Genomic DNA, 4,810 nt, shown 5'->3' with positions numbered 1-4,810 from the left:
GGCCGAATGCGGAAATGACCCCGCTCGACCTCTCGGCTTGCGGCGCACCGGCAACCGGACCATGTTTCCTGCACGTCACGCCTCGGCGGCCCGAGGCGCAAGAACCACGGGAGGTGCGGCTTGTACAGCGAGCTGATGATCGCGCCCATGCGCCAGGAACTGACCAGCCTGGGCATCGGCGAACTGCGCAGCGCCGAGCAGGTCGACACCTTCCTGGCCGCGAACCAGGACCGGACCGCGATGATCGTGGTCAACTCCGTCTGCGGCTGCGCCGCCGGCAGCCTCCGGCCCGCGCTCACCATGGCGCTGCACCACCGCGTCCGGCCCGATGGGGCCGCTTCCGTCTTCGCCGGCCAGGACCTGGAGGCGACGGCGCACGCCCGCGAGCACTTCGCCCCCTTCCCGCCGTCCTCGCCCGCCGTCGCCCTGTTCCTCCGCGGCCGCCTCGCCTTCATGCTCGAGCGGCACCAGATCCAGGGACGCCACCCGGAAGATGTAGCCCAGGCGCTGACCGCCGCCTTTGACGCACACTGCGCACCTGCCGCGAACCGCGAGATCGCCGGATGATCGTCTTGCCTCGCGCCACGCCGCGCCGTCGCCCGGTCGACGCGTCACCCCGTCACCCCGTCACCCCGTCTCCCAGCCGCCGCGTCGCCCGGTCCGAACGCGGCCCGCTGCGACTCTCTCTGCACGCCTGCGTCCCTGCGCTACGAACCATAAGCGGTTCAGGCCAACACCCGATCCGAGCCCGAGCCCAGCGGCGGCGGTTGCGCGAAGCCCGCCTGGAGTCCTTCGGCCTCGCCGAGCGCAAGACCCGCCCACGAGCCATGGGTAAGCACCGCCGCCACGGAGCCCGAGCCCGAACCCCGGCTGTAGCTCTCGCCCTCGCGCTACTCGCGCCCGCGGCATCCGCGGCGCAGCAGACGCCTGCCGCCCCGAGCGCCGGTCACGCCGCCGGCTGGGGCATGGTCATCCACGGCGGCGTCGGCACGATCGTCAAGGAGACCATGACGCCCGAGCTCGAGGCCGCCTACACCTCCAAGCTTACGGAGGCGCTCGCCGCCGGCCACGCCATCCTGGCCAGGGGCAGCAGCAGCCTGGACGCCGTCGAGGCCGCCATCCGCATCCTCGAAGATTCCCCGCTGTTCAATGCCGGCAAGGGCGCTGTCTTCACGCACGAGGGGACCAACGAGCTGGACGCCTCGATCATGGACGGCCGCACCCGCGCCGCCGGCGCCGTGGCGGGCGTCAAGCGCGTGAAGAACCCGATCTCCCTCGCGCGGCTGGTCATGGAGAAGTCGCCCCACGTGATGATGGCGCGCGAGGGCGCAGAAGCCTTCGCCAGCGAGCACGGGGTCGAGCTCCTGCCCGAAAGCTACTTCTTCACCGAGCGCCGCTGGCAGCAACTGCAGCAGGCGCTCGAGGCGGAGAAGAAGCGCACCTCACGCCTGGATGCGACGCCACGCCACGCCGGAGCGCGCCCGGAGCAAGCACCGCAAGCGACGGCGCGCGGGGTCTGCCCTGAGGGGAGCGGAGCGCGAAGGGCGGAGGCGGTGGGCAGGGAACGGAGGGGGGCCGGTGGGCGCGTCATCGCGCAGCTCCCTCGAAGGGCAGACCCCCGCGCCGGAGCGTGCCCAGAGTCACCACCAATGCCGCGCCACCTGGGCACGGTGGGCGCCGTCGCCCTGGACCAGGCCGGCAACCTGGCGGCCGGCACCTCGACCGGCGGCATGACCAACAAGCGCTTCGGCCGCATTGGCGACTCCCCCGTGATCGGCGCCGGCACCTACGCCGACAACGCCACCTGTGCCGTCTCCGGCACCGGCCACGGCGAGTTCTTCATCCGCAACGTCGTCGCCTACGACATCTGCGCCCGCACCGCCTACCTCGGCCAGCCGCTGCAGCAGGCGGCCGACGAGGTGATCCGCAGGAAGCTGGCCGAGCAGAACGCGGAGGGGGGCGTGATCGCCATGGACCGCAGCGGCGCGGTCGCCATCTCCTTCAACACGCCCGGCATGTACCGCGGCACCGTGGGCCGGGACGGCAAGCCAGTCGTCAAGATTTACCAGGAGTAGGCCCGCGGGCCGGAGCGGATGCAGACGACGTTGCCCGCCGCGCGCCCGCGGCGCCCCCTGCGCACCACGGCGCCCGGCCGGAGCCGGCGCCGCCGCCTCTTCCTCCACGAGCTGACCGGACTCCTCGCCCTGGCCGGCCCTATCATCGTCAGCCAGCTCGGCACCGTGGGCATGACCACGGTGGACACGCTCATGGTCGGGCCCCTGGGCGCCACGCCACTGGCCGCCGCCGCCGTGGGCTCCGCCATCCACACCACTGCGCTCTGGGTCTGCAGCGGCGTGATCCTGGGCATGGCCCCGCTGGTCAGCCAGGCGTTCGGCGCCGGCCGCCCCGACGAGTGCCGCCGCGTCCTGGTCCATGGCGCCTGGCTCGCGCTCATCCTCAGCCTGCCGCTCATCGCGCTCTGCCTGCTGGGCCAGGACGTGGCACTGCTGCTGCGCCAGAAGCCGGACGTCGCCCGCCTCGCCGGCGGCTACCTCCGCGCCCTCGCCGCCGGCGTGCCACCCGCCCTGCTCTTCATGGCGCTGCGCCAGTACCTCGAGGGCATGGGCATGGCTCGCCCGACCATGGTCATGACACTCCTCGGCCTGGGCGTCAACGTGCTCGGCAACTGGGCATTCATCTACGGCGTGGACGGCTGGATCCCCGCCATGGGCGTGGTCGGCAGCGGCTGGGCTACTACGCTCGTTCGGTGGACCATGCTCCTGGCCATGGCCGCCTACCTGCTCGGCCGCCCGGCGCTGCGAGGCTTTGCCGGCGTGCACTGGCGCCCCGTGCCCGCTCTCCTCGCTCGCATCACCCGCATCGGCGCTCCCATTGCCGGTCAGCTCGGCGTCGAGGTCGGCCTCTTCGCTTTCGCCGCCATCATGATGGGCTGGTTCGGGGCGACGCAGCTCGCGGCGCACCAGGTCACGATCAACATTGCCGCGACCACCTTCATGGTCGCCCTGGGCGCCAGCCTGGCCGGCTCGATCCGTGTCGGCCAGCACATTGGCGCGGGAAGTCGCCGGGCGGTGCGGCGCGCCGTCTTCGCCACCTACCTCCTGTCCATGAGCTTCATGGGCGTCTGCGCCTTGCTCTTCGTCACCTTGCCCCAGGAGCTGATCGGGCTCTACACCTCGGACCCCGGCGTCGTCGCCCTGGGCAGCACGCTCCTCCTCTTCGCCGCGCTCTTCCAGCTCTTTGACGGCGCACAGGTCGCCGGCATTTGCGTGCTGCGCGGCGCGGCCGACACGCGCGGACCCATGCTGATCGCCGCCGGCGGCTACTGGGCCATCGGCCTGCCCACCGCCTACCTGCTGGGGTTCCGCACACCGCTCGGCCCCAGCGGCATCTGGGCCGGCCTCTCTGTCGCCCTCGGCGCCGTCGCCGTCCTGCTCGCCGCTCGCGTGCGCGGCGTGCTCTGGCAGGGTGCCGCCGGGTTCCGCGTACCGCGGCCATCCCCTGAGGCTGCATTTTAGCGCCGCACTCCGCGAACCTTTTCCCGCGGCCGTGAGTTCATCAGGCAAACGCAGCATGCCCCACAAAGTGCCGCCCGAAAGGGGCTGCTGCGCCAGCAGACGTTGCCGCGTAGCGAGTGCAGCGCCAGTGGTTTCCCCGGCCAGCGAGGGCGTGCCCGACTCCCCGCGCCGCGCCTTGGGGCCACGGCACACCTAGGGGGGAGCAAACGCAGTGAGGATCACGGCACACAGCTTCGAGGAGCTAGCGGCCCGCGAACTGGATGCGCTCTACCAGGCCGCGCTCTTCCTCAGCGCCGGGAATCAAGCTGCCGCAGAAGAACTGCTGCTCGAGACGCTGACCCGCGCCTTCGGCGTGTTCCACGTGCTGGAGGATGATGAGAACGCTGGCCTGTGGCTGCACGGCCGGCTGATCCAGGACTATCTGGGCTGGGCCGCAGCGGCGGCGGCACCCCCCACCCCAGAAGCGCAGCGGCCTGGGCGACGCCGCCGCGAGCCGCCTCGGAACCCCGCATCGGAAACCAAGGCGATGTACCGCGCGGCGCATGTCCTGCCGCCGGACGCGCGCGCGGCCATCTGGCTCGTGATATTCCGCCGCTGGCGCTACGCCGAAGCGGCCACTGCATTAGGACGGGGAACCGAGGAGCTGCGCCCCCTGCTGCAGTACCGGGATGCGTTCCTCGCCGAGGTGGTCAGACTCACCGGCGGGACGCGGGAGCAGGGGCTGGCAGTGAACTGATGTCGACCATGGACTGCTTCCGCGCACGGGAAGGCCTCTGGCCGCCGGAACGGCCCCGGCTGGCCGGCACGGAAGTGCTCGAGGCCCGCACCCATGTCGAGCACTGCGCCGCCTGCTGCGATTACTTCGCGCAGGATCGCGCCCTGCTGCAGTTGTACGACCGGCTGCGCCACGAGCGCGCGCCGGACCTGCTCCGGCAGCGCGTCTTCGCTGCCCTGGCGCGGGTGAGGGCCGGTGGCGTGGGGACACGCGCCGGACCCGAGCGGGCCGGCACGCCATCGGCCGCCTGGTCCCGACGCGCCACCCGGGCCGCTGGCCTCGCCTCGGTTCTGGCCCTCGCGCTGACTGCCTGGCTGCTCAGCGGGCGCAGTCACGGCGCCAGCGCTGACCACGCCATATTCATCGAGGACTACCTGCGGCGCGCGGTCAGTGATGATCACATCATCACGTCCGACCCGGCCGAGGTCGGCCGCTTCCTCGCCCGCGAGCTAGGTCTGCCGCTCACACCCCCGCGCGTACGGGGGCTCCAGCTCACGCG

5 protein-coding genes are annotated in these 4,810 nt (G+C 72.1%); all 5 read left to right on the top strand.

Translation table 11 applies throughout. The features are described from left to right. Nucleotides 1-135 precede the first annotated feature (135 nt). The gene (locus HY703_11690; protein ID MBI4545850.1) at nucleotides 136-567 is read left to right on the top strand and encodes a BrxA/BrxB family bacilliredoxin; all 432 of its coding nucleotides are present in this window, start codon (nucleotides 136-138) and stop codon (nucleotides 565-567) included. Nucleotides 568-827: 260 nt separating this feature from the next. Next, on the top strand, nucleotides 828-2,075 hold the full coding sequence (locus HY703_11685) for an isoaspartyl peptidase/L-asparaginase (GenBank protein MBI4545849.1): 1,248 nt from the start codon (nucleotides 828-830) through the stop codon (nucleotides 2,073-2,075). A gap of 18 nt (nucleotides 2,076-2,093) precedes the next feature. Next, a complete protein-coding gene (locus HY703_11680) occupies nucleotides 2,094-3,536 on the top strand; it encodes an MATE family efflux transporter (protein MBI4545848.1) in 1,443 nt (480 codons plus the stop codon). A gap of 211 nt (nucleotides 3,537-3,747) precedes the next feature. After that, nucleotides 3,748-4,272 carry a hypothetical protein gene (locus HY703_11675; GenBank protein MBI4545847.1) on the top strand — a complete coding sequence of 175 codons (525 nt, stop codon included), beginning with the start codon at nucleotides 3,748-3,750 and terminating at the stop codon, nucleotides 4,270-4,272. 8 nt (nucleotides 4,273-4,280) lie between these two features. Beyond that, nucleotides 4,281-4,810 (top strand): hypothetical protein (locus HY703_11670; GenBank protein MBI4545846.1); only part of this gene is annotated, 530 nt, incomplete at its 3' end.

The organism is Gemmatimonadota bacterium (assembly GCA_016209965.1).
Taxonomy (GTDB): domain Bacteria; phylum Gemmatimonadota; class Gemmatimonadetes; order Longimicrobiales; family RSA9; genus JACQVE01.
The sequence above is the reverse complement of the archived record's forward strand: the minus strand, read 5'-3'. Positions and strand labels throughout refer to the sequence as shown.

Bases quoted from the DNA above. Each gene is read 5' to 3' on its own strand.
- HY703_11690 (MBI4545850.1), top strand. From the start codon at position 136: ATGATCGCGCCCATGCGCCAGGAACTGACCAGCCTGGGCATCGGCGAA.
- HY703_11685 (MBI4545849.1), top strand. From the start codon at position 828: ATGGGTAAGCACCGCCGCCACGGAGCCCGAGCCCGAACCCCGGCTGTA.
- HY703_11680 (MBI4545848.1), top strand. From the start codon at position 2,094: ATGCAGACGACGTTGCCCGCCGCGCGCCCGCGGCGCCCCCTGCGCACC.